The 23,771-nt window shown below is 39.5% G+C and carries 19 protein-coding genes; 11 read left to right on the forward strand and 8 right to left on the reverse strand.

The genetic code is table 11. The annotated features are described in order from the left end of the window. Nucleotides 1–133: 133 nt before the first annotated feature. Nucleotides 134–1,867: a phospho-sugar mutase gene (locus tag LPB86_RS16470; RefSeq protein ID WP_230645952.1), complete on the reverse strand. Its 1,734-nt coding sequence runs from the start codon at nt 1,865–1,867 to the stop codon at nt 134–136. Nucleotides 1,868–2,207: 340 nt separating this feature from the next. Between LPB86_RS16470 and LPB86_RS16475 the strand changes: the two genes are divergently transcribed. The 3 genes from LPB86_RS16475 to lysA are packed head-to-tail and all read left to right on the forward strand — an operon-like array spanning nt 2,208 to nt 4,861. Continuing rightward, entirely contained in the window at nt 2,208–3,521 is a 1,314-nt protein-coding gene (locus tag LPB86_RS16475) for an aspartate kinase (RefSeq protein ID WP_230645954.1), read from the forward strand. Next, nucleotides 3,514–3,654, forward strand: a complete 141-nt coding sequence (locus tag LPB86_RS16480; RefSeq protein WP_230645956.1) for a hypothetical protein — start codon at nt 3,514–3,516, stop codon at nt 3,652–3,654. The genes LPB86_RS16475 and LPB86_RS16480 overlap by 8 nt, the downstream gene beginning before the upstream one ends. Nucleotides 3,655–3,706: 52 nt before the next feature. Further along, nucleotides 3,707–4,861, forward strand: a complete 1,155-nt coding sequence (gene lysA, locus LPB86_RS16485; RefSeq protein ID WP_230692903.1) for a diaminopimelate decarboxylase — start codon at nt 3,707–3,709, stop codon at nt 4,859–4,861. Between the two features lie 62 nt (nt 4,862–4,923). Here the strand turns inward: lysA and LPB86_RS16490 are convergent, their stop codons facing one another. Both LPB86_RS16490 and LPB86_RS16495 read right to left on the reverse strand, forming a co-directional pair. Continuing rightward, on the reverse strand, nt 4,924–5,307 hold the full coding sequence (locus LPB86_RS16490; protein WP_230645957.1) for an SRPBCC domain-containing protein: 384 nt from the start codon (nt 5,305–5,307) through the stop codon (nt 4,924–4,926). Nucleotides 5,308–5,329: 22 nt separating this feature from the next. Beyond that, on the reverse strand, nt 5,330–6,520 hold the full coding sequence (locus LPB86_RS16495; protein WP_230692904.1) for an acyl-CoA dehydrogenase family protein: 1,191 nt from the start codon (nt 6,518–6,520) through the stop codon (nt 5,330–5,332). Between the two features lie 142 nt (nt 6,521–6,662). Between LPB86_RS16495 and LPB86_RS16500 the strand changes: the two genes are divergently transcribed. Both LPB86_RS16500 and LPB86_RS16505 read left to right on the forward strand, forming a co-directional pair. After that, the gene (locus LPB86_RS16500) at nt 6,663–7,022 is read left to right on the forward strand and encodes a dihydroneopterin aldolase (RefSeq protein ID WP_230645958.1); all 360 of its coding nucleotides are present in this window, start codon (nt 6,663–6,665) and stop codon (nt 7,020–7,022) included. Nucleotides 7,023–7,054: 32 nt separating this feature from the next. Next, the gene (locus tag LPB86_RS16505; RefSeq protein ID WP_230645959.1) at nt 7,055–8,452 is read left to right on the forward strand and encodes an FAD-binding oxidoreductase; all 1,398 of its coding nucleotides are present in this window, start codon (nt 7,055–7,057) and stop codon (nt 8,450–8,452) included. Between the two features lie 16 nt (nt 8,453–8,468). Here LPB86_RS16505 and LPB86_RS16510 read toward each other — a convergent pair whose 3' ends face one another. Beyond that, nucleotides 8,469–8,960 (reverse strand): thioesterase family protein, encoded by a 492-nt coding sequence (locus tag LPB86_RS16510; protein WP_230645960.1) that lies wholly within the window; start codon nt 8,958–8,960, stop codon nt 8,469–8,471. 77 nt (nt 8,961–9,037) lie between these two features. On the opposite strand from LPB86_RS16510, the gene LPB86_RS16515 reads away from it, so the two are divergent. Beyond that, nucleotides 9,038–9,472, forward strand: coding sequence for an Hsp20/alpha crystallin family protein (locus LPB86_RS16515; RefSeq protein ID WP_230645961.1), 435 nt, complete (start codon nt 9,038–9,040; stop codon nt 9,470–9,472). Nucleotides 9,473–9,561: 89 nt separating this feature from the next. Here the strand turns inward: LPB86_RS16515 and LPB86_RS16520 are convergent, their stop codons facing one another. The 3 genes from LPB86_RS16520 to LPB86_RS16530 all read right to left on the reverse strand — a co-directional run bounded on the left by LPB86_RS16520 (nt 9,562) and on the right by LPB86_RS16530 (nt 13,408). Continuing rightward, nucleotides 9,562–10,953, reverse strand: a complete 1,392-nt coding sequence (locus LPB86_RS16520; protein WP_230645964.1) for an arginine decarboxylase — start codon at nt 10,951–10,953, stop codon at nt 9,562–9,564. Between the two features lie 68 nt (nt 10,954–11,021). Further along, the gene (gene ctlX / locus LPB86_RS16525; protein WP_230645966.1) at nt 11,022–11,963 is read right to left on the reverse strand and encodes a citrulline utilization hydrolase CtlX; all 942 of its coding nucleotides are present in this window, start codon (nt 11,961–11,963) and stop codon (nt 11,022–11,024) included. Between the two features lie 2 nt (nt 11,964–11,965). Further along, the gene (locus tag LPB86_RS16530; RefSeq protein ID WP_230645968.1) at nt 11,966–13,408 is read right to left on the reverse strand and encodes an arginine deiminase family protein; all 1,443 of its coding nucleotides are present in this window, start codon (nt 13,406–13,408) and stop codon (nt 11,966–11,968) included. Nucleotides 13,409–13,484: 76 nt separating this feature from the next. Here LPB86_RS16530 and argS point away from each other — a divergent pair, with 76 nt between their 5' ends. Continuing rightward, nucleotides 13,485–15,257, forward strand: a complete 1,773-nt coding sequence (gene argS / locus LPB86_RS16535) for an arginine--tRNA ligase (protein WP_230645970.1) — start codon at nt 13,485–13,487, stop codon at nt 15,255–15,257. 43 nt (nt 15,258–15,300) lie between these two features. Here the strand turns inward: argS and LPB86_RS16540 are convergent, their stop codons facing one another. Continuing rightward, entirely contained in the window at nt 15,301–16,440 is a 1,140-nt protein-coding gene (locus tag LPB86_RS16540) for an AI-2E family transporter (protein ID WP_230645972.1), read from the reverse strand. A 90-nt stretch (nt 16,441–16,530) separates the two neighbouring features. Here LPB86_RS16540 and mnmE point away from each other — a divergent pair, with 90 nt between their 5' ends. The 4 genes from mnmE to LPB86_RS16560 all read left to right on the forward strand — a co-directional run bounded on the left by mnmE (nt 16,531) and on the right by LPB86_RS16560 (nt 23,762). After that, nucleotides 16,531–17,901 carry a tRNA uridine-5-carboxymethylaminomethyl(34) synthesis GTPase MnmE gene (mnmE, locus tag LPB86_RS16545; RefSeq protein ID WP_230692905.1) on the forward strand — a complete coding sequence of 457 codons (1,371 nt, stop codon included), beginning with the start codon at nt 16,531–16,533 and terminating at the stop codon, nt 17,899–17,901. 196 nt (nt 17,902–18,097) lie between these two features. Continuing rightward, on the forward strand, nt 18,098–18,685 hold the full coding sequence (locus tag LPB86_RS16550; RefSeq protein ID WP_230645974.1) for an RNA polymerase sigma factor: 588 nt from the start codon (nt 18,098–18,100) through the stop codon (nt 18,683–18,685). A 198-nt stretch (nt 18,686–18,883) separates the two neighbouring features. Continuing rightward, the gene (locus tag LPB86_RS16555) at nt 18,884–20,026 is read left to right on the forward strand and encodes a FecR family protein (RefSeq protein ID WP_230645976.1); all 1,143 of its coding nucleotides are present in this window, start codon (nt 18,884–18,886) and stop codon (nt 20,024–20,026) included. 391 nt (nt 20,027–20,417) lie between these two features. Continuing rightward, complete coding sequence (locus LPB86_RS16560) at nt 20,418–23,762, forward strand: SusC/RagA family TonB-linked outer membrane protein (protein WP_230645978.1); 3,345 nt, start codon at nt 20,418–20,420, stop codon at nt 23,760–23,762. Nucleotides 23,763–23,771 lie beyond the last annotated feature (9 nt).

Here is a 23,771-nt window from a genome sequence, read left to right on the forward strand (position 1 = left end):
GAATATGGCATTGTAAAAAATATTAGCAAGCTAAAAACCGACGAGTGGTAGAATCTGCAGGATAGAATGCAGGGGAATAAAAAAAGTCCACGTCATCTTGTTTCATGACATGGACCTTTAAGATTTGAGATAGCTAAGCCTGCAAATCGGCCATTAATGCTTTAATCTTATCTCCTAAAGCGGCATCTGCGGCTTTAAATTGTGTTTTATCTGCTAGTGGAGCATTTACACTGCAGTAAAACTTTATTTTAGGTTCAGTACCAGAAGGGCGGGCAGAAATGATGCTGCCATCTTCAGTAATAAACTGTAAAACATCTGATTTAGGAAAATCAAGTTTTGTTTTTTCACCTGAAGACAGGTCAGTTTCTACACCAAGCTCGTAATCCTTTAGCGTTTTAACTTTAGCACCCCCAAGTGTTTGAGGTGTATTGTTTCTAAAGGTTTCCATCATGGCTTTGATCTCCTCAGCGCCTGTTTTACCTTTTTTGGTCAAAGACACCAATTCTTCTTTATACAAACCGTATTCTACATACATATCTAATAAGGCATTGTAAAGGCTGCTGCCTTTGTCTTTGTAAAATGCAGTCATCTCAGCAATAAAGGCACAAGAGATAATGGCGTCCTTGTCTCTTACCAGCTCACCAATCAGGTAACCATAACTCTCCTCACCACCGCCAATGAAGGTTTTTTTACCTTGCAATTCGGTAATCAGTTGACCAATAAATTTAAAACCCGTTAAGGTATTGTAATAGGTCACATTTTTGGCCTTAGCAATTTCTTCAATCAAGTTAGTTGTTACAATTGTTTTTACAATATATTGATCACCGTCAAGCTTGCCTTTTTCTTCCCATGCCGTAAGTAAATAGTTGATGAGTAAACTTCCGGTTTGATTTCCATTTAACAAGACAAATTCACCATCGTTATTTTTAACGGCGATACCAACTCTGTCAGCATCCGGATCTGTAGCCAATACAAGGTCGGCATCAATATCCTGAGCCTTTTTAAGCGCCAGGGTTAAGGCCTCTTTTTCCTCAGGATTAGGATACACTACCGTTGGGAAATTGCCATCTGGAGTACTTTGTTCCTCTACAAGGGTAAGGTTAGTGAAACCAAATTGTTTTAATGCACCTGGTACCAAAGTTATACCTGTACCGTGTATCGGAGAATACACAATTTTCAAATCTTTTTGTCGGGCAATTGCTTCAGGAGAAACCGAAAGTTCAGTAATCTTATCCAGATATAGCTGATCTAAATCCTCACCTATAATTTGGATATTGCTCTCAATACGCTCAAATTTAACCTCATCAATGCTCGCTATTTTTGCTACTTCATCCATCACCAACTGGTCATCTGGCGAAGTAAATTGTCCTCCATCTGCACCATAAGCTTTATAGCCATTGTATTCTTTTGGATTGTGAGATGCAGTAAGCATAACGCCGCTTTTGCAACCATACTCGCGAACAGCAAAAGACAGCTCAGGAGTAGGACGCAGGGCCGGAAAAAAATAAACCTGGATACCATTTGCTGAAAAAACATCCGCAGTAATTTTCGCAAAATAATCTGAGTTGTTACGGCTATCGTGTGCAATAGCAACCTTCACTTTTTCACCAGGATATTTTTTAAGCAGGTAATTTGATAATCCCTGTGTAGCTGTACCTATAGTATACTTGTTGATCCTGTTAGATCCTGCACCCATAATACCACGCAACCCGCCTGTACCAAATTCCAGACTTCTGTAAAAAGCGTCCGTTAGTTCAGTTGCCGCTTCTTTATCTACTAAAGATTGGATTTCTGCTTTCGTTTCTTGATCGTAATTCCCATTAAGCCATTGTTTTATGGTGTTTAAGGTTGAGGGTTCTAATTGCATAGATTATAATATATAATTTGATATTTTTTAAAAACTAACAAAATTAACAAGGGCATGTTTGGTGCAATTTATAAATCAAGCACAAGACCTTAATTTTATTTTAATTAAATGGCCTTTTATTACCTTCGTTTTATTAATTTCACGCCCTAATAATAAAAGTAAACGAAGATCTTATAAAATCTTCCTTATGCAAACAAAAATAGAAATATTCTGCATAGTTACTTTAAAACTATTATAAACCTTATATAAAATTAATGAACCATTATGAGTTTAGGGTAAATACTAATTTACCTTATTATAATAATAACTCATTTACAACTAAAACAACAATAGACAAATAATGAAAATTTTAAAGTTTGGCGGAACTTCCGTAGGAAGTCCGGAGCGGATGACGAAATTGCTGGATATCATCAACCCGGCAGAAGAACAAATTGTGGTATTATCGGCAGTGTCTGGAACCACCAATAGTTTAGTAGAAATCTCAAGCAAACTTTTAAAGGAAGATAAGAAGGTGGCTTTGGAACTGATCACTGCACTGCATGATAAATATAAAGCCTTTGTTATCGAACTGCTGTCTGAGGGCGAATTTAGAGATCAGGGTAATGATGTTATTGATTACCATTTTAATTTCCTTGCTACACTTGCCAATGATATTTTCACGCCTATTGAAGAAAAGGTAGTGTTGGCACAAGGAGAATTGCTTTCTACCACTTTATATCATATTTATTTAAAATCCATTGGTGTGCCTTCTGTATTACTACCGGCACTGGATTTTATGAAAATTGATGAAGATAATGAGCCGGATATCCCTTTTACCACGGCACATTTGTTACCACTTTTAGCCGAACATAAGGGTAATAATCTTTTTATTACACAGGGCTTTATTTGCCGTAACAGTTTTGGTGAGGTAGATAACCTAAGGCGTGGTGGAAGTGATTATACTGCATCACTTCTTGGCGCGGCAATTTTAGCAGAAGAAGTACAGATCTGGACTGACATTGATGGTATGCACAACAATGATCCGCGTATCGTTAAAGGTACTAAGCCTATTGCACGCTTATCTTTTGATGAGGCTGCAGAGCTTGCTTATTTTGGCGCAAAGATCTTACACCCTCAATCGGTGTTTCCTGCTCAAAAATATAAAATTCCAGTTCGTCTGCTCAATACTATGGAGCCAAAGGCCGAAGGAACAATGATTGCTGCCGAAAGTGAACGCGGTAAAATCAAATCTATTGCAGCAAAGGACGGTATTACGGCTATAAAAATTCAGTCGAGCAGAATGCTTCTGGCATACGGCTTTTTGCGTCGTGTCTTTGAAATTTTTGAACGTTATAAAACGCCGATTGATATGATCACAACTTCGGAAGTTGCAGTTTCTTTAACTATTGATTTTACAGATAATCTGGAGAAAATAGTAGAAGAATTACATGCTTTTGGTTCTGTAGAAATTGATAGAGAGCAATCAATTGTTTGTGTTGTTGGCGACTTCGGTGCAGAAAAACATGGTTATGCAGCAAGAGTACTTGATGCAATGAAACATATTCCGCTCCGGATGATTTCTTATGGAGGTAGCAATTATAACATTTCTCTTTTAATTAATACGCCTGATAAAACGGAAGCCTTAAGGAGTTTACATAACCGTTTGTTTGAATAAAAAAGATTTACCTTTTCTTAAGGTAAGTTATAATGGCAATTACTATGAAAACGAGTACAATGAAAAACCTGGTTCTTCTACTGTACTCTTTTTCTGTTATTTTATGACGCTTAAGATCAAAGTAATTACCTAAGTAAATTAATACAAAACCCACTAAACAAAATACGATAAGATATTTGAACATGATTTTTTCTGATAAAGATATATCCCGCTTTACAAACTTAGAGACACCATTTTATTACTATGATCTTACTTTGTTGCAAAACACACTTAAGAAATGTGCCAGCGCAGCAAATGTCTACAATTTTCATGTGCATTACGCTATGAAAGCTAATTTTAATCCAACCGTGGTTGCAAAGATTAAAAGCGTTGGCTTTGGTGCAGATTGTGTAAGTGGTGGAGAAGTTAAGCAAGCTGTTGAACTGGGTTTTGATGCGGGTAAAATTGTATTTGCGGGTGTAGGGAAATCTGATAAGGAAATCAACTTCGCATTAGATCAGGATATTTTTTGCTTTAATGTAGAGTCAATTCAGGAGTTGGAAGTGATTAATGAACTTGCTTTGGTCAAAGGTAAAAAAGCTAAAGTTGCCATCAGGATTAATCCAAATGTAGACGCGCATACCCACCATAATATTACCACGGGTTTAGATGAAAATAAATTTGGTATCAACTCCTGGGATTTACCTGCTTGTGCAGAAGTTTTAAAGAAATCTGCACAGTTGGAATTTGTAGGTATACATTTTCATATTGGTTCTCAAATTACCAATCTTGATGTGTATAAAAGTCTTTGTACACGTGTAAATGAATTTGCAAACTGGTTTGAAGAACGTGGCTTTACTGTTAAAGTGTTAAATGTTGGTGGTGGATTGGGTATTGATTATCACAATCCTGATCAGCAGATTCCTGACTTTGAAGCGTACTTTAAAATCTTTAACGACTTTTTAGAGATCAAGCCCAATCAGGAAGTTCATTTCGAATTGGGTAGGGCGCTTGTAGGTCAGTCGTCTTCTCTAATCACTAAAGTACTATATATCAAAAATGGTAAAAAGAAGAACTTCGTAATTTTAGATGCAGGGATGACTGAGTTGATGCGTCCCGCATTATACCAGGCTTACCATAAAATAGAAAACATCAGCAGGGTAGAAGCATCCTCCGTAGTTAAGTATGATATTGTTGGCCCAATTTGTGAAAGTACAGACTGTTTTGGTAAGGAAGTGGAGTTGCCGGAAACCTTTAGGGGAGACCTCATTGCTTTGCGAAGCACCGGAGCTTATGGTGAAGTTATGGCTTCCAATTATAATTTGCGTAATGAAGTTCGCGCAGTATTTACTGAAGACTAACAAAATATAAAATAAAAGCCTGTCGTAAAACAGGCTTTTATTTTGTCAGATAGTTTTCATCCTTATTCCTCTTCAAAGAAGTCGGCCAGGCCTCCCAGATAATGTTCTGTTAATCCCTCCGTAAAATCATCGTAATCTTCATCCGGGATATTGGTCTGCACGAATTCCAAAGAAGTCCCTTTTTTGTCCTCATGGAGTTTAATCGTGACAATTGAGGGCTCAGCATCTTCTCCAAAATACCATTGCTGAACAATTTTTTTCCCATATTCAAATTCAAGGTTTTTGCCTACAATATCACCTTCCCACAAAGAAAATTCTGTTCCCGGTTCTTCTGTAAATTCCACCTCAGCACCTGTCCATAGCTGAATACTTTGCGCTTTGGTCATCGCTAAATACACTTCTTCAGGTGGCGCAGGTAGTTGATAGTATTTTTTAAATGTTTTCAATTGAGTATGTATGTTAAGTATTTTATTTAAATGCGTTGATTCCGGTTACATCCATGCCGGTAATTAGTAAATGAATATCATGCGTACCTTCATAGGTCACCACAGATTCCAGGTTCATCATATGTCGCATGATCGAATATTCGCCCGTTATCCCCATTCCGCCGAGCATCTGCCGGGCATTCCTTGAAATTTCCAGCGCAATTTCTACACTGTTTCTTTTCGCCATAGATATTTGCTCAGCACTTGCACGGTGCTCAGATTTAAGTACACCCAGGCGCCAAACCATCAATTGCCCCTTAGTAATTTCAGTAATCATTTCTGCAAGTTTCTTTTGCTGCAACTGGAAGCCACCAATGGGTTTTCCAAACTGGATTCGTTCTTTTGCGTACCTCAGGGCCGTATCATAACAATCCATCGCTGCACCTAATGCGCCCCAGGCTATACCGTATCGTGCCTGGTTTAAGCAGCCCAGCGGACCTTTCAAGCCTGATACATTTGGGAAGATATTCTCTTTCGGAATTTTAACATTGTCAAATACCAGCTCGCCGGTTGCAGATGCCCGCAGACTCCATTTGTTATGTGTCTCTGGCGTACTGAAGCCTTCCATTCCGCGCTCTACTACTAAGCCCTGTATCTTTCCACTTTCATCTTTTGCCCATACTACAGCAATATCTGCAAATGGAGCATTAGAAATCCACATTTTTGCACCATTCAGCAGGAAATGGTCGCCATTATCTTTGATGTTGGTAACCATGCCGCCAGGATTAGAGCCATGATCTGGTTCAGTTAAGCCAAAGCAGCCCATCAATTCTCCAGTTGCTAGTTTTGGTAAATATTTTTTACGTTGCTCTTCAGATCCGTAAGTATAGATTGGATACATCACCAAAGAACCTTGTACAGATGCAGTAGAACGAATTCCAGAATCACCGCGCTCCAATTCCTGCATAATGATCCCGTAAGCGGTATAATCTAAGCCTGCGCCTCCATACTCAACAGGAATAGTAGGGCCAAATGCACCAATTTCCCCCAAACCTTTTATCAGATGTTTTGGAAACTCAGCACGCTGCGCGTAATCTTCAATAATTGGGGTAACTTCCTGCTTTACCCACGCTCTGGCTGTTGTCCGTATCAGCTTATGTTCGTCTGAAAGCAATTCATCAAGCTGATAATAGTCAGGTGCTTCATAAAGATCTTTCTTTCCGGTTCTGTTCATTGATGTGGTGCTATTTATTAAACGATTGTTGTCCTTGCACCCTAAACTAAGGTTAAGGTAAGGTACATCAAAGTTAATAATTTGCATGAATGACTGGTATAAACCAATCAAAAATCTAAATTTGTGTGCCATACTAAACATAATGTTGATACAAACCGTTGCCCTTAAAGATGTAAAGTGCTTTGCACTACATGGTTATTACCCCGAAGAACAATTAATTGGTCATGATTTTCTGGTGAACGTGGAGGTGGTGTTTATCCCATCCACTGATACTGAAAATATTGACAAAACGGTCAACTATGAGGTACTGAACGACATCATATTGCTGCAAATGAAAAATACCCAAAAGATGCTGGAAACTGTGGTAAAGAATATGCTGGATAATATTCTGGATAAGTATTCATTTTTGCAAGAGGCAACGGTTAGTATTAAAAAAAATCATCCCGCCATGCCAGGGGATGTTCATCAGTCTTTTGTTCAGTTGCAATACAAAGCAGATTAATAAACCTAACCAAATACTCAGAATCAAAATTAATGGAATTTAATAAAATTACACCTGATTTTTTAACCTTATTAACGGAAGCTACAGGCGCTGCAAATATTTTTGTTGATCAGGAAACATTAGCAACTTACGCACATGATGAAACAGAAGATTTAACCTATTACCCTGAGGTAGTAGTTAAGCCATTAGATGCAGAGGGGGTTTCCGCTATCTTAAAACTTTGCAACCAATATCATGTTCCTGTTACACCAAGAGGCGGAGGCACGGGTTTAAGTGGCGCAGCTTTACCTATATATGGCGGTGTTCTGTTGTCTATGGAGAAGTTTAAAGCAATCTTATCTATTGACACAGAAAATTTACAGTCTACTGTAGAGCCAGGAGTAATCACAGAAGAATTTATCAATGCCGTAGCCGAAAAAGGTTTGTTGTATCCGGTTGATCCTTCCAGCAAGGGTTCTTGTTTTATAGGCGGCAATGTGGCGCATGGCTCGGGCGGTCCAAGGGTAGTTAAATACGGTACCATCAGAGAATACATTCTTAATCTGGAGGTGGTATTACCTACGGGAGAGATCATATGGACGGGAGCAAATACACTAAAATATGCTTCTGGTTATAACCTCACCCAACTCATGATTGGTTCAGAAGGTACATTGGGCGTGGTCACTAAAATCGTTACTAAACTTATTCCAAAATCTCAATATAACGTGCTGATGCTTGGCTCATTTTCAACAAATGAAAATGCTTGTGCCGCAGTATCTGCTATTTTCAGGGCAGGGGTAACACCCTCTGCTTTAGAATTTATGGAACGCAAAGGTGTAGAGTGGGTAATTAAATTCGATGATATTAAATTTGACCTTAAAGATGATGTGAATGCCTTTTTGATGATAGAGTTCGATGGAGATGATATGGATGTTATTTTTAAGGATGCCGAAAAAGTAAATTCAGTATTGGAGGAGTTTAATTGTTCTGAGGTTCTTTTTGCAGATACTGCTCAGCAAAAGGAGGAGATTTGGAAAATGCGCCGGACCATGGCTGAGTCTGTGAAATCTAATTCTGTTTATAAAGAAGAAGATACAGTAGTTCCAAGGGCGGCGCTGCCTCAATTAATCAATGGAATCAAAGAAATTGGTGCTAGATATGGCTTTGAAAGTGTTTGTTATGGGCATGCAGGCGATGGAAACCTTCATATCAATATTATCAAAGCTGGAATGAGTGATGAGGATTGGCTAAGCGAGTTAAAAAAGGGAATTGCAGAAATCTTCGAGTTGACTACTGTTCTAGGTGGTACAATATCAGGAGAGCATGGAATTGGCTTGGTTCAAAAGGAATTTATGTCTATAAAATACAGTGAAATTAACTTAAACCTGATGAGGGGGATTAAAAAAGTTTTTGATCCCAATGGAATTTTAAACCCGGGCAAGATATTTTAATCTGCCCGGGTTTACTTTAGCTGTTACTTAGCTGTTCAAAAATAATCATCTTATTCTTTTCGTGATCTGGAATCGGAACAGCGCTTTGGCGCTCATAGTCATACGCAACACAGACGGTTTTGCCTCTGCTGCAAACAACTTCATCTCCGTTAGTCAATTTCACAATGAGGTATTCCAGGTCAAAGCTTGATGTTCCAATCCGGGAAGTACGCACGTACATGCTAATTTTATCGTCAATCAGCACTGGCGAAATGTAATTTAATGAGGCGCTGGCTATCACAACTCCGGTTTTTTTCCAATCCCATTGTATCGCCTGCTTCCAATATTTACTTCTTCCTATTTCCATAAAAGTAAAATACACCGCATTATTTACATGTCCCATCATGTCAAAATCTGCAAAACGTGTTTCAATCGCCGTTTTATACTTAAAACTGTCTAATTGATTTACAATGTCTGCCTTTTTGTCTTCTGATTTTGATTTTTTGCGCCATAATGTCTTAAATATCATAGAAAAATGCTTTGGTATAGGTGTTGATAAATGTTTAGAAATTATTAAATAGTAATAAACTTAAAGTACATACGAACATGACACTAGTAAAATTTAACAACAGAACCAGGAACAATGCACCCTACTTTAACAACGTTTTTGACTCATTGTTTAATGAGGCCGTAAATAAAAACCTGACCATACATAAAGTGCCAGGTGTCAATATTTTAGAAGAAGATGGCGCATATAAAATTGAGTTAGCAGCACCGGGATTAGCCAAAGAAGATTTTCAGATTAACCTGAAAAAAGACACGCTTTCAGTTTGGGCAGAGAAAAAAGTAAATGAAGAAGCGCCTAAGAAAGATTATACCCGTAAAGAGTTTGATTACTATTCTTTTGCGAGGTCATTTGTGTTACCAGAAAGCGTTGATGCAGAAAAAATTACAGCCGAATACGTAAATGGGATCTTAAATATCAGTATTGGAAAGAAAACGGATATTCAGCCAGAGAGCAAAGAAATTAAAGTTTCATAAGTTGAATTTGGTTTAAGTTGATAAGGGTGTGCCGATTGGTACACCCTTATTTTTTTATCCTATAGCTTTGAAAACAAGTGTTGAAAACACTAGGTATAACCTAGTATTTTCAACACTTGTTTACTATTTTGTTCTTCACCAAAAACTTCAAAGTTAAAAGTTTCGTCGCGGTTGCGGCGGATGATTACGTGTTTTGGACTCGGTAATAAGCAATGGTGTATACCACCATATCCACTCAATACTTCCTGGTAAGCTCCAGTATTAAAGAAGCCTAAATACTGTACTTTACGGGTCTTAGGCATAAATACACTATTCATATGTGCCTCCTGGTTGTAATAATCCTGGCCATCGCAGGTAATGCCACCTAAGTTTACGCGCTCATATTCTGCATCCCAGTTGTTAATAGGCAGGAGGATGTATTTTTGGTTTAAGGCCCAAACATCTGGCAAGTTGGTAATGAACGATCCATCAAGCATCAGCCATTTCTCTCTGTCATTCTGTTGTTTACGTCCTAATACCTTATATAAAATACCAGATGCCTCAGCTACCGTGTATTTTCCAAATTCGGTGATGATATCTGGTTCCATTACATCATGCTCAGCACAAATTTCTTTGATCCTTTTAACAATCTCGTTTACCATATATTCGTAATCGAAATCAAAAACCAATGAATCCTTAAATGGCATACCACCACCAATGTCCAGGGTGTCCAGCTCTGGATTAATCTTTTTGAACTTACAATATAGGGTTACGTATTTTTCTAGCTCATTCCAATAATAAGGAGAATCTGTAATACCAGAGTTGATAAAGAAATGCAATAACTTAACCCTGAAATTAGGATTAGCTGAAATCTTATTATTATAGAACTCAATTACATCTTCCATGCGAACTCCTAAACGAGAGGTATAGAACTGCGAATCTGGTTGCTCTTCAGCAGCGATACGGATACCCAAATTACAAGGCGTATCCATCTCAACCTCGTCATCAAAAAGGTTAAATTCTTCTTTGTTGTCTAATACAGGGATAATGTTTTTATACCCATCGTGCAACATGTCAATGATGTATTGCTTATACTGGTAGGTTTTAAAGCCATTGCAAATTACGGTAATGTCTTTACTAAGCGCACCTTTTTTCTCTAAAGCCTCAATCATCGGCATGTCAAATGCCGAAGAAGTCTCCAGGTGGATATCATTCCGAAGTGCTTCTTCTACAATATGGCGGAAATGTGAACTTTTTGTACAGTAGCAATATTTGTAATTGCCGCGGTAATTGTTCTTTAATATCGCCGTTTGAAAAAGAATTTTGGCTTGCTGAATCTTTTTGCTGATCATTGGAAGGTAGGTGAAACGTAGGGGAGTACCGTAAGTTTCGATCATTTCCATCAGGTTTAAATCCTGAAAATATAATTCATCATCAATCACGTCATAACCTTCCTGTGGGAAGCCAACGCTTAGATCAAGAAATTCTGAATAACTCTGCATTTATGATTTAAATATTTTTTGCAAAAATGTAATTTTAAATTGAGAATAAGCCTTTAATTAATTTATTTTTACCCTTCTGCAACAGCGCTTTTTACCCTTAAGGGTAAATGGTTCTCTGCCAGCATGCAACGTGCGCTTCCACCGCCATTTTTCTCTATAGTATAGAGGGCTGCGTAGATTAATTTGTTGTATTTTTCAAGCAAATAAACCTGAGTTTTAGAAAGAGATAAAAATGCCTGCTCAGACATGACCAACAGTGGTGCTCCCTTTTTGTTTTTTACCTGCAGCATATTACCTGCAAAATGATTCATCTGGTCCAGACTAATCTCTATAATTTCTTTGCCACTTTTGATGAGATATTGCATCACCATTTCTCTTTCATGGATATTTTGAATCGACTCCAGGCAAATGACCGCAAAGCGGTCGGCAATGCACATCATCACATTGGTATGGTAAATTGGAAAGCCGTCAACATCATCAGCCTTAAAGCTAAGTAATGTATATCCTGTCTTCGCGCACCAGTCCTTAAGTATGCCTACATCTGTTCTTAAAGATAAACAAGCGTAACTAATCTTATTGTCGCGATCCAGTACCATGCTTCCGGTACCTTCCAGAAAAATATCCTGAGCTTCGTAAACTGATAAATCAGTGATTTTATTGATGGTGAAATCCTTATTTAAAATCTCTAAAATATCCTGTCTACGTTCTTTCCGCCTGTTTTCCGAGAACATAGGGTACAAGAATACCTCGCCGTTATCATGAAAGGAAACCCAGTTGTTGGGAAAAATGGAATCAGGAGTTTCAGGTTGCAGGGTATCGTCAATTACGGTAACATCAATCTCATTTGTACGAAGCAACGCTACAAATCCGTCAAATTCTTTTAATGCCTGCTCCTGAACATTTGCTGTCTCAGAGGCTTCCTGGAATTTATTGTTTACAGCCGTTTGTTCGTTGAATTTAAAATCAACAGGCCTGATCATTAAGATATGGTTGGTGGTTTGGGCAGACATGGCTAAATTTCGTCTCTAAATAAAGGTAAACTCATACAGTGAAAGCCACCGCGGGCTCTTGATAATTCTGCCGAGGGCATCAGTATCAGCGTATCGCTCATGGTGTCGGGATTTAATGTTCCATTTTCCAATTCTTCAATCAATTGCTTTACCTTAATGGCTTTAAATCCATGTGCTACAAATGCTTCAACGGTTTTGTCATTTCTGTCGTAGCCTAAAACAACCCCTTCTTTAAGCGCAAGTAAATTGCAAGAATCTGTCCATTGCTCCCTGGCATCATAAGGAAACGCAGCGTTACCACTATAAATAAACTCTGTAGGTACTGTACTTCCAAGATCATTAATGCTAATGTCATTCAGCAAAGCCTCAATGCTTTCAAAGGTTTTAGGTTTTGGGCTATGTCTGTTAAATTGCAGGATCTCCGTAATTTCCTTATGGTCAGGCTCCACTAAAAAACTAATGGGCTCATCTGGATGGGTGGTAGGGGTACTGGAAATAGAGCTTAGTAATACCCAAACATTCCTTTTAACTTGTGTAAATACGGTGTCTATGTGCATAAAATCCCTTTTGTTCGGGATCCTTACCACAGTAACCTTTTCTACAACTTTGTTTTCAAATAACAATTTAATAGCTTCGTTGGCGCCATATGCAGATGTACGTTCGCTACATCCAATTAAAACATGATTCGGACTCACCATCATCACATCACCGCCCTCTAGCGTAGTTCGGTGTTCTTCCTCTTCACCCGGACGGAGAAAATGTTGCGCGGCATCAGGAATCTCCAGAATTTTATCTGTGTATTCTGCAAAAATAGGATGGTTAAAGAAAATGTAACGCATCAATAAAGTTTCCCTGCTGCGTGCTTTTTTAGCAGGTTTATTCATTAAAATATGTTTGTTGATGGTGATGCCCACATCTCTGGTAAATATAAGATTTGGAATAGGGGCAAAGATCATCACATCATTGGCTAAGCTTCCTGAAATAAATATTTTAGCCAGTTCAATCGGGTCTGTATCTACCAGTTGCATTTGTAATTTATAAGTACAGCCTTCAATTGCACATACCGAAGCAGCCAGCTTTTTACGGATCGCATCGTCTTTTAAGATGTCAGAAAGCAGGTTCTGAACTTCAATGACGGTCTCAGAATGATGAAAATCAGCATGATCAGGTTTGAAAAATGCTCGCTCAGTCTCCTCGGCATCAATTGTACTCAGTTTACCTTTGATTTTATCCGGGTCAAGAAAATACATCAGTAGTTTTACGTAATAATCGTACTCATCTTTGCGGATGGTATCCAGATGCACGATATCTTCAAAAAGCCAGTCCTGAGCTTTGGAAGGAACCACTTTACCCAATCCGCTATCGGGACTATGAATCAGTAATTTACGTAATCTTCCTATTTCTGTGCTTACATTTAATGTAAATTTTTCTTGTTGGCTGCTCATAAATGTCTTGTCGTTGCGCAAATCTATCCAATTATTTTAGATTATAAAATTCGCTTCCTATTGGTTATTTTTGACCATGAATTTTATCATTACCGCCACACAGAAAGCAATTCAACAGTTGTACAATCAAGAAATTGCTGAGGATGTAATCAACATACAAGATACCCGTAAAGAGTTTGAGGGTCAGGTAACCATAGTCGTTTTTCCCATTGTCCGTTACTCTAAAAAAACACCAGAAGCTACGGCAAACGATCTCGGGGAGTACCTTAAAGATAATGTTGAAGAAGTAACGGGATTTAATGTAGTTAAAGGCTTTTTAAACTTAAGTATAGCCAGCTCTTACTGGGTAGATCTTTTTAACACTGAGGTGTTAAAAGCAAATTTCGGTACTTTTCCATCCAACGGAAAAAAAGTGATGGTAGAGTATTCATCGCCCAATACCAATAAGCCTTTACACCTGGGGCATGTACGTAACAATTTATTAGGTTATGCTGTCTCAGAACTTTTAAAAGCCAGTGGTTCAGAAGTTTATAAAGTAAACCTGGTTAACGATAGAGGTATTCATATCTGTAAGTCTATGCTGGCCTGGCAAAAATGGGGCAATAACGAAACCCCACACAGTTCTGGTCTTAAGGGAGACCACCTGGTAGGAAAATACTATGTCATCTTTGATAAAGAATATAAAAAAGAAATTGATGCCTTAAAGGCAGAAGGGCAGACTGAAGAAGAAGCCAAAAAGAATGCCCCATTAATAAAATCCGCTCAGGCAATGTTATTGGCATGGGAATCTGGAGATACCGATGTGATCGATCTTTGGAAAACCATGAACGGATGGGTTTACGAGGGTTTTGCGGTAACCTATAAAAACCTTGGGGTAGATTTTGATAAATACTACTACGAAAGCAATACCTATCTGTTGGGAAAAGGTACGGTAGATGAAGGTCTTGAAAAAGGAGTTTTCTTTAAGAAACCTGATGGTTCTGTATGGATTGACCTCACTGCAGACGGATTAGACCAAAAGCTGGTTTTGAGGGCAGATGGAACCTCTGTTTACATTACCCAGGATTTAGGCACCGCCCAAATGAAATACGACGATTTTAATATGGATGAATCCATTTATGTTGTTGGCAATGAGCAGGATTATCATTTTAAAGTATTGTTTTTGATTTTAGATAAGTTAGGTAAAAGCTGGGCTAAAGGCTTATACCACCTATCTTATGGCATGGTAGATTTGCCAAGTGGTAAAATGAAATCAAGGGAAGGTACTGTTGTAGATGCTGACGACCTGATAGCTGAAATGGTAGCTACGGCAAAAGAAAAAACGGAAGCACTGGGTAAGGTAGATAATTTTGACGAAGATGAAAAAGAGCGTCTTTATTACAACATAGGAATGGGCGCCTTAAAATACTTCCTTCTAAAAGTGGAGCCTAAAAAACGCCTGTTGTTTGATCCGGCAGAGTCTATCGATTTTCAAGGCAATACCGGACCATTTATTCAATATACGCATGCCAGGATAAAATCATTGTTAGGAAAGGCAGAATATAAAGAAAACCAAAAGGCAAATCACGGCATCAGTCTTTCTGAAACAGAATTGGATATGATTATCCTGTTGGCTAAATACCCGGAAGAAATTGCTATAGCCGCCAGATCTTTTAGCCCTGCAAGCCTGGCAAATTACATTTATGAGGTAGCTAAATTGTTCAATAAGTTTTATCATGAAATTCCTCCGATTGTTAAGGAGGAGGACGAAGAAATTAAGCAACATCGTTTAAATTTAAGTTGGGTTACGGCCAATATCCTCAAATCGGGCATGAGCATCCTGGGGATAGACGTACCGGAAAGAATGTAATTTTAAATCATAAAAAAACCGGCCACCGCCGGTTTTTTTATGATTACTCTTTATCTTTTGCTTTGGTTTGTTCAACCCCCGGTCTGGTATTCACCGGTGCTTTACGTCTAAATACCGGAAACTTCATCGGGCTTTTCCCTGGCCTTTCATCACCAAGCAGTACACCCCATTGCTTAAACATATCTGTACGGTCAAAAATAATCTTTAACACCGCTATAATTGGCATGGAGAGAAACATACCTGAAACCCCCGCAATACTTCCACCAACAATAACGCCCAAAATTGCCATCAAAGCATTGATCTTTACCTTTGAACCTACAATTCTTGGCATCAGGATGTTGTTGTCTAAAAACTGGACTACCGCAATTACGGCCAATACTGTAATTACCGGCGTTAAGGTGGCCGAAGCCGTAAGGGTTAGCAATACCCCTATGATATTGCCAATCAATGCACCTACATATGGTATAAGGTTTAGAATGGCAAAGATAACCCCAATCAGCAGCGCATGCTTTACACCCAGTAAAAGCAATATTCCACCCAGCAAAACCGTCATATAAGTCACCTGGATCAGCAAACCAACCAAATAGTTTTTAATAATGGCTTCTGTTTCATAAATCGCTTCTTTAACCTTGGGATGGTCATCTGGTTTAAACCACATAAATATAAAGCGTAGTAAAATGTCTTTGTAAAAAAGCATCAGGTAGATGTAAATTGGCAGCAGACCCACAAATACAAATATTGAACTTAGGGTAACGGCTGCACCGCCAGCCATTCCACCAACCATACCCAGCAGGTCGTTACTCTTCTTATTGATGAAGTTAATTTGTTCTGTCGTAGAAACGTGACTGATGCCACTAAACCATTCACTTAGTGATTTTAAATGCAGAGAAACATTTTTCTTGATCTGCGGAAAGTCATTCACCAAACTACTTACCTGCGCAGAAAAAAACCAGATAATTAAACCCACAAAGATGGCTACCAATAGAATAGGTAATATAATGGATAAAATTTCCGGTAGTTTGTATTTCCTTAAAAAGCGGTAGATAGGCATGAGCATAATGCTGATGAAAAATGCCATGATTACAGGCATAATGATGTCATTGCCTATAACCATTATAGTTCCAACAAGCCCAAGACCAAAAAGCTCAAGGGATCGTTTAACGGTAAGTGGGAGTTCTTTCATAAAGTTTGTGTGATTTTCCAATGCTTAAACGCTATAAGGTAAAGAATGTTTGGTTAATTTTGCGCATCTTAAAAGCAAGCCGCAAATATGATGATTACAAATGAGACTATAATTGCCCTTTCAACACCTCCCGGAGCTGGTGCAATCGGCGTAATCCGCCTTTCTGGTATCCATGCTGTAACTATTGTCAATTCCGTATTTTCTGGTAAAGATTTAACTAAGCAAGATTCTCATACTTTACATTTTGGCCTGATTAAAGATGGCGAAGTAACGATTGATGAAGTGGTGGTGGCTTTATTCATTGCGCCAAAATCTTATACCAAAGAAAATGTGGTAGAGATTTCCTGCCATGGCTCTAATTATATCATACAACAAATCATCAACCTGCTGATTAAAAAAGGCGCATCAGCTGCTAAGCCCGGTGAATTTACACTTCGTGCATTTTTAAATGGCGCAATGGATCTTTCGCAGGCAGAGGCCGTAGCCGATTTAATCTCTTCAGATTCTGCTGCTGCGCATAGTGTAGCCATGAACCAGTTGCGGGGAGGTTTTAGCACAGAATTAAATGTGCTTCGAGAGCAACTGATCCATTTTGCTTCGATGATAGAACTGGAACTGGATTTTTCAGAAGAAGATGTAGAGTTTGCCAACCGTGACCAGTTGCAGGAGCTAATTAATAAAATAACCTTAGTACTCCATAAATTGATTCGCTCATTTGAATTGGGTAATGTAATCAAAGAAGGTATCAATACCGTAATCGCAGGTCGCCCGAATGCAGGAAAGTCAACTTTGCTGAATGCTTTGCTGAATGAGGACAGGGCTATTGTAAGTGAAATTGCCGGAACAACCAGAGACACTATAGAAGAGGTTTTAAACATCAACGGCATCAACTTTAGGTTGATTGATACCGCTGGGATCCGTGAGGCTACAGATACGATAGAAGCCATTGGTGTAGAAAAAACCATGCAAAAGATTAGCCAGTCTGCCGTTTTGGTTTACTTGTTTGATGTGGTTAATTTATCGGTGTCAGAAATCAGGGAAGATATTGTTAGCTTGTATCGTCCTGGTTTGGCTTTTGTAGCCGTGGCTAACAAGATCGATTTGACGTATAGTGACAGGATTAAAGAACTGGCCTTACCAGCTGATATTAAGTTTATTGCGATATCTGCGAAAGAGCACCAAAAAGTAGAAGAATTGAAAGAACTTTTATATGAAACTGCGGTAGGAGATCAGCTTTCCGATAGCCATACTATGGTAACAAATATCAGGCATGTAGAAGCATTAAGAAAAACCCAAGAAGCATTAAGTAGCGTTTCAGAAGGTCTAATAAACCCAATTACCTCAGATTTTTTAGCATCAGATATTAAGTTGGCACTCTATCATTTAGGCTTGATAACCGGAAGTGTCACTACAGATGACTTGTTGGAAAATATCTTCTCGAAATTCTGTATTGGCAAATAAAGGTAAAAACAAACGAAAAAATCGTGGGGATTTTCAAGAAAACCATAATCTTACATGGATAGAAAGTAAAAATGCTAACAACCAATGCCGCCCGGGTAATGGCTCTGGTTATAATTACGGCGCGACCGAGCTATAAAATCATTACTTTTGTAAATAGGCAGGGGTTATTACACGTTTTTAAACCTACAACCAATTAATGAGCATTGATAAAAAATTATACCGGGGGTTCTCAGATACCGACCTTGTCATAAGGATTGGTTCAGCAGATCATGCGGCTTTCTCAGAGCTCTTTAGGCGTTATAAAGACCCTTTGTATTTTCATGCAAGGCGGATGCTTGGGGATAACGACCAGGCGAAAGACATTGTCCAGGATTTATTCGCCTCAATTTGGTCAAAACGCGACACATTGGTCATCCCCGTAGCTGTAAACAATTACCTATACGGATCTGTTCGCAATAGAATATTAGACTACATCGCCCATCAAAAGGTCATCAACAGGTATACCGAGTCTTTTGATTTATTTCTCGAAAACGGGGTTTCATCAACAGATGACCTGGTACGGGAGAAAGAACTCACACGCATCATTGAGACGGAAATCTCCCGTCTCCCGGAAAAGATGCGGGAAATATTTGAAATGAGCAGAAATGGTGAACTCTCTTATAAACAAATTGCAGTACAGCTTAATTTATCCGAACACACTATAAAAAAACAAGCCCAGCGGGCCATCAAAATCCTTCGATTGAAAATAAAAGTGAATTTATTTTTCACTTTTTTCATCTGGTAAACGGTTCCAAGGGCCTTTTTAAAGCTAAACATCTACTTTAATCAAGTAAATCGGGCTTTTTTTAAATTCCAACGTACCCCTAAGCCCAAGTTTGCCGTCTAACGTTTATAAGGAGAAAATTAACCATGTGGTATAAGGTTGAAAAAAGTTCCCTAACTAAAAATTGAATACAGAACATTACGATTACCTGGCTTAAAAATGAAACCGCAAACGCTAAAAGAGCTGCTGATGAAACGGCAGGATGGTACGATAACGGATCAGGAACTTGCACTTCTGGAGAAATGGTATAATCATTATGCAGACACTGCCAAGGCTTATAACAATCCTGAGCGCTACTTAAGTGATATGCAGGAAATGGAAGCTGTTTTGATGCGGCAAACAACAACAGAACCTATCTTCTTATGGCCCCGGATGGTTGCAGCAGCCATGGTCATCCTGCTGATTGGCGCCGGCCTGTACTTTTATGAAATAAAGAACCCACATGACAATTTGCAGCGTATTGAAAAATATACCAATGATATCGCACCGGGAAAAATAGGGGCTACCCTCACTTTAGCCAACGGTAAAAAGATCCATTTGGCCGATGCAGCGAATGGAACGCTTGCAAAGGAAGCGGGGATCAGCATCAATAAAACCGCCAGCGGACAGATTGAATATGAGATTAAAGAAGCCGCGTTGAACGACAAAAGCATCCATACCTTAACCACCGCTAAAGGCGAAACATACACCCTGGTTTTACCAGATAAATCCAAAGTATGGATGAATGCAGCGTCAAGTTTAACTTATACTGCGGGGCTTATGTCGCAGGGCTTTAGAAAGATAAAGCTTGAAGGTGAAGCCTACTTTGAAATTTCGAAGGACAAAAAACATCCTTTTATTGTGGAGAGTAACGGAGAGCAGGTAGAGGTTTTAGGCACGCATTTCAATGTAAATGCTTATCCGGATGAAAACGCTATACGGACCACGTTACTGGAAGGAAGTGTTAAACTAACGTTAACCGACCGCAAAAATGCTTCCCCTAACGGATCTGCGATTCTGGAACCAGGACAGCAAGCGGTTTCAATGAACAACAACATCAAAATTAATGAAGTCAATACAAGCTTGGTAACCGCCTGGAAGAACAACAAATTCATTTTCGACCGACTGAACATCCAGGAAATCATGCGGATGATTTCAAGATGGTACAACGTAGAGATTGTTTATGAAGGACCTGCACCCACAGATACATTTTGGGGCTCGGTACCTCGTTTTGAAAATGTTTCTGAAGTGCTTAATACACTGAAAAAAACCGGAAACGTCCAGTTTAGAATCGAAGGACAACGAATATTTGTATTGCGTTAATTTCTAAAAAACAACTTTATAGATGATTTTAACTAAACAATTTATTAACCATAAAAACAAAGATGAAAAAAACATTACGACAGAAAAGCTAAGGCTGAAACTAAACAGAAGCCGGATTATAAAACACCAAATCCCGATTGAGGTCGGGACATGGTGCAGCTGGCTTCAATAATCAATTATCAAATAAACCGCAGGTGCCCCAAGTTTTCGAGGCATAAGGCATTCTGCAATGAACCAGACAAAACAAACTTAGACAATATTGCCGATTAAAGCAATGTTACGGGCTTTCATTTGCCCGCTAAGATTTTGTCGCAAACTAAATGAAATGTGTAACAAACAGACTATGAAACGGGATGTGCCGAAAGGCTATATCCACAAAATTTGGCTGATAATGCGATTAACCACCGTTATTTTAATAGCTACCATGATGCAAGTCAGCGCTTCTGGCTTGGCACAAAAGATAAGTTTAGCAAAATCAAACGCTTCGCTTGAATCTATCATCAACGAATTAAGGAACCAAAGTGGCTATGATTTCATCGCCACCGGCGAAGTCCTGGATAAATCCAAATCTGTCTCCATTAATGTAAAAAACAAGGAGTTGGATAAAGTATTGCAGCAGATTTTTAAAGATCAGCCGATTACCTATTCCATTGAAAAGAATGTGGTGATGTTAAAGCTCAAAGCGCCAAGTTTTGTAGAGAACCTTGCCGCCAGGTTGCAATCTATCGAAGTCAGGGGTAAGGTTGTGGACGAGAATGAAAAGCCTTTAGTGGGCGCTACAGTGTTGATTAAAGGGACAAACAAGTCGGTAAATACAGACCAGAACGGCTCTTTTTATCTAAGCAACGTCAGCGAAAAGGCGGTATTGCTGATTAGCTATATCGGTTATCAGCAAAAGGAAATTGCAGCAGCGGCAGAAATCAGCATACGTATGGAGCTGGCCATTGGGGAGCTAAACGAGGTCATTGTCAACAAAGGCTATTACACCGAGACACAAAAACTATCCACAGGGAATACCGTCACCGTCACCTCCAAAGATATCGAAAAACAACCTGTAACCAATCCGCTGCTGGCTTTGCAAGGACGGGCTGCCGGACTTCAAATTAAACAATCATCTGGTGTGGTCAATGGTTCGGTAAGTATTTTGATCAGGGGACGGACTTCATTAAACCCCGCTGTAAACAATTATCCCTTATACATCATTGATGGCATTCCGTTCCAAGCCTCGCTACTTGGAGATATCCTGGGCAATAATGGTGGCAACGGCCTCGACGTACAGAGCGAACAAGGTAACCCCTTAAATTATATCAATCCAAATGACATCGCAAGCATTGACATCTTAAAAGACGCAGATGCGACAGCCATTTACGGGTCCCGTGGTGGAAATGGTGTCATCCTCATCACCACTAAAAAAGGCCGTCAGGGCGAGATGGACTTAAATGTCAACGCCAGCCAGGGCTTTATGCAGGCCCCGGCAGATTTAAAGGTAATGAACACACAACAATATCTTGAAATGCGACGTGAGGCGTTTGTAAACGATGGACTGCCTGTTCCTAGTATTAAAACTTCGCCCAATGATGCAAATTACGATGTGAACGGTTTGTGGGACCAAAATGCAGAAACCAACTGGCAAAAGGAACTCATCGGCAATTTCGCTGCCTACACCAATTTGAACTTGTCGCTCTCTGGCGGAAGCGAATTGGCACAGTATGATTTAAGGGGTACCTATAACCGCCAGGGGAACTTATTTCCTGGAGAATTCAATGACACCAGGGCCGGGCTCAGTTTTAACACCACAGCCTATTCCCGTAATAAAAAGCTGAAGATTGATTTTACCGGAAATTACCTTCGGGATTTCAATCAGAACGCGCAAACGGATATCACCTCCTACACCTTGAGGGCACCTAATGCACCAGGTTCTTTTAACGCCGATGGCACTTTATATTGGGGCGGTGTAAATTCAGACAATGCCAACAATCCTTATGCGTATACCTTTAGATCTTATGATAACAAAACAGACAATCTTGTACTAAGCTTAAGGCCTACTTACCAGATCATGAAAGGACTGGTGTTTTCGGCCAATCTGGGCATCACAAAAATAAATTCGAATATTAAAATCCTGCAGCCAAATGCGTCCTATTCTCCATTGTATTTGTCAATGAGTCCTGCTATAAATCATGTCAATACTTTAAATGAGCAGAAAACCTGGATTGCTGAGCCCCAGTTAAGCTACCAAACACAAATCAAAGCGGTTAAACTTAACGCTTTATTGGGCAGTAGTTTTCAGAAATCAGATAACCAGGGCCAATACATCGCAGGATATAATTTTGTAAGTGATGCCGTCATCGGCAATATCGTAAATGCAGGTACCACAATTTTTGGGGACAGCGGTTCTTATCTGTATAACTACAATGCGGTGTACGGGCGCTTAAACGCTAATCTGGCCGATAAATATATTGTAAACCTAACGGGAAGGAGAGATGGAAGTTCAAAATTTGGCCCGGGCAGGCAGTTTGGTAATTTCTATTCCGCTGCCGCGGCATGGATATTTTCGTCTGAAAGTTTTATCAAAGACAACCTTAGCTTCCTGAGCCTTGGAAAACTACGTGCTAGCTATGGGACCAGCGGCAATGATGGCATCAGTAACTATGCGTATTACGACCTATATCAAAGGAGAGGCAATACCTATCAAGGGGCCACAGGTTTTGCGCCCACCACATTGGCAAACCCCAATGTAGCCTGGGAGAAAAACAATAAGTTTGAACTTGCTGCCGATCTCGGTGTGTTTAACGACCGCATCGTAGCTTCCGCGGCCTATTACCAAAACCGTAGTTCAAACCAGTTATTGAGTTACAGGATTCCAGCACATACCGGTTTCTCGAGCATACCCAACTACAATTTCCCGGCAACGGTAGAAAACTCGGGATGGGAGTTTACTTTAAACGCCAACCCCCTTACCAAAAAAGACTTCAAATGGAGTACATCATTTAATATTTCTATTAACCGCAATAAGTTACTTAAGTTCGAGAACCTGGAAACCTCCAGCTATTCCGGTTTGCTGGAGATCGGCCAACCTGTTTCAGGTAGAACGCTTGTCGGGATTTATACTGGGATTGATCCAAAAACTGGTCTGTATACCACACTGAAAAAAGATGGAACTGTCGGCTCTGATGCAGGCAACAATTTGTACCTAGGGCACCCTGTATACCAAACAACCTGGGTAAACACGCTGCCAAAATTCTTTGGTGGATTAAACAATACCGTTTCGTACAAAAACTTGCAGTTGGATATTTTTCTGCAATTTGTTAAGCAAACCGGCAGAGAAAGCTTATCGCTATTTGCACCAGGCTACTTTAGTAACGAAATCTATTCGCCTTCATTTGTAAGCAGCAACGTGTCTACGGCCTTTTTAGATCGCTGGCAAAAAGAGGGAGATCAGGCAAAATACCAGCGCTATACGCAATCCGTTGCAGGCGCTCAAGCCTATGACAGCTGGGCAACAAGCACCGGTAGCTTTGTTGATGCGTCTTTTATACGCGCAAAAAATGTTTCGCTTTCCTACCAATTGCCGGCAAGGTTCAATGAAAAACTGAAACTAAAGCGCAGCAGTATTACGCTCACAGGGCAGAACCTTTTCACCATCACGCCATACAAAGGGCGTGACCCAGAAACCCAGTCGTTTGCCACATTGCCACCGCTCAAAGTATTTGTAATTGGATTACAAGTTAACCTTTAATCATTTATA

The organism is Pedobacter sp. MC2016-14, from assembly GCF_020991475.1.
Lineage (GTDB): Bacteria > Bacteroidota > Bacteroidia > Sphingobacteriales > Sphingobacteriaceae > Pedobacter.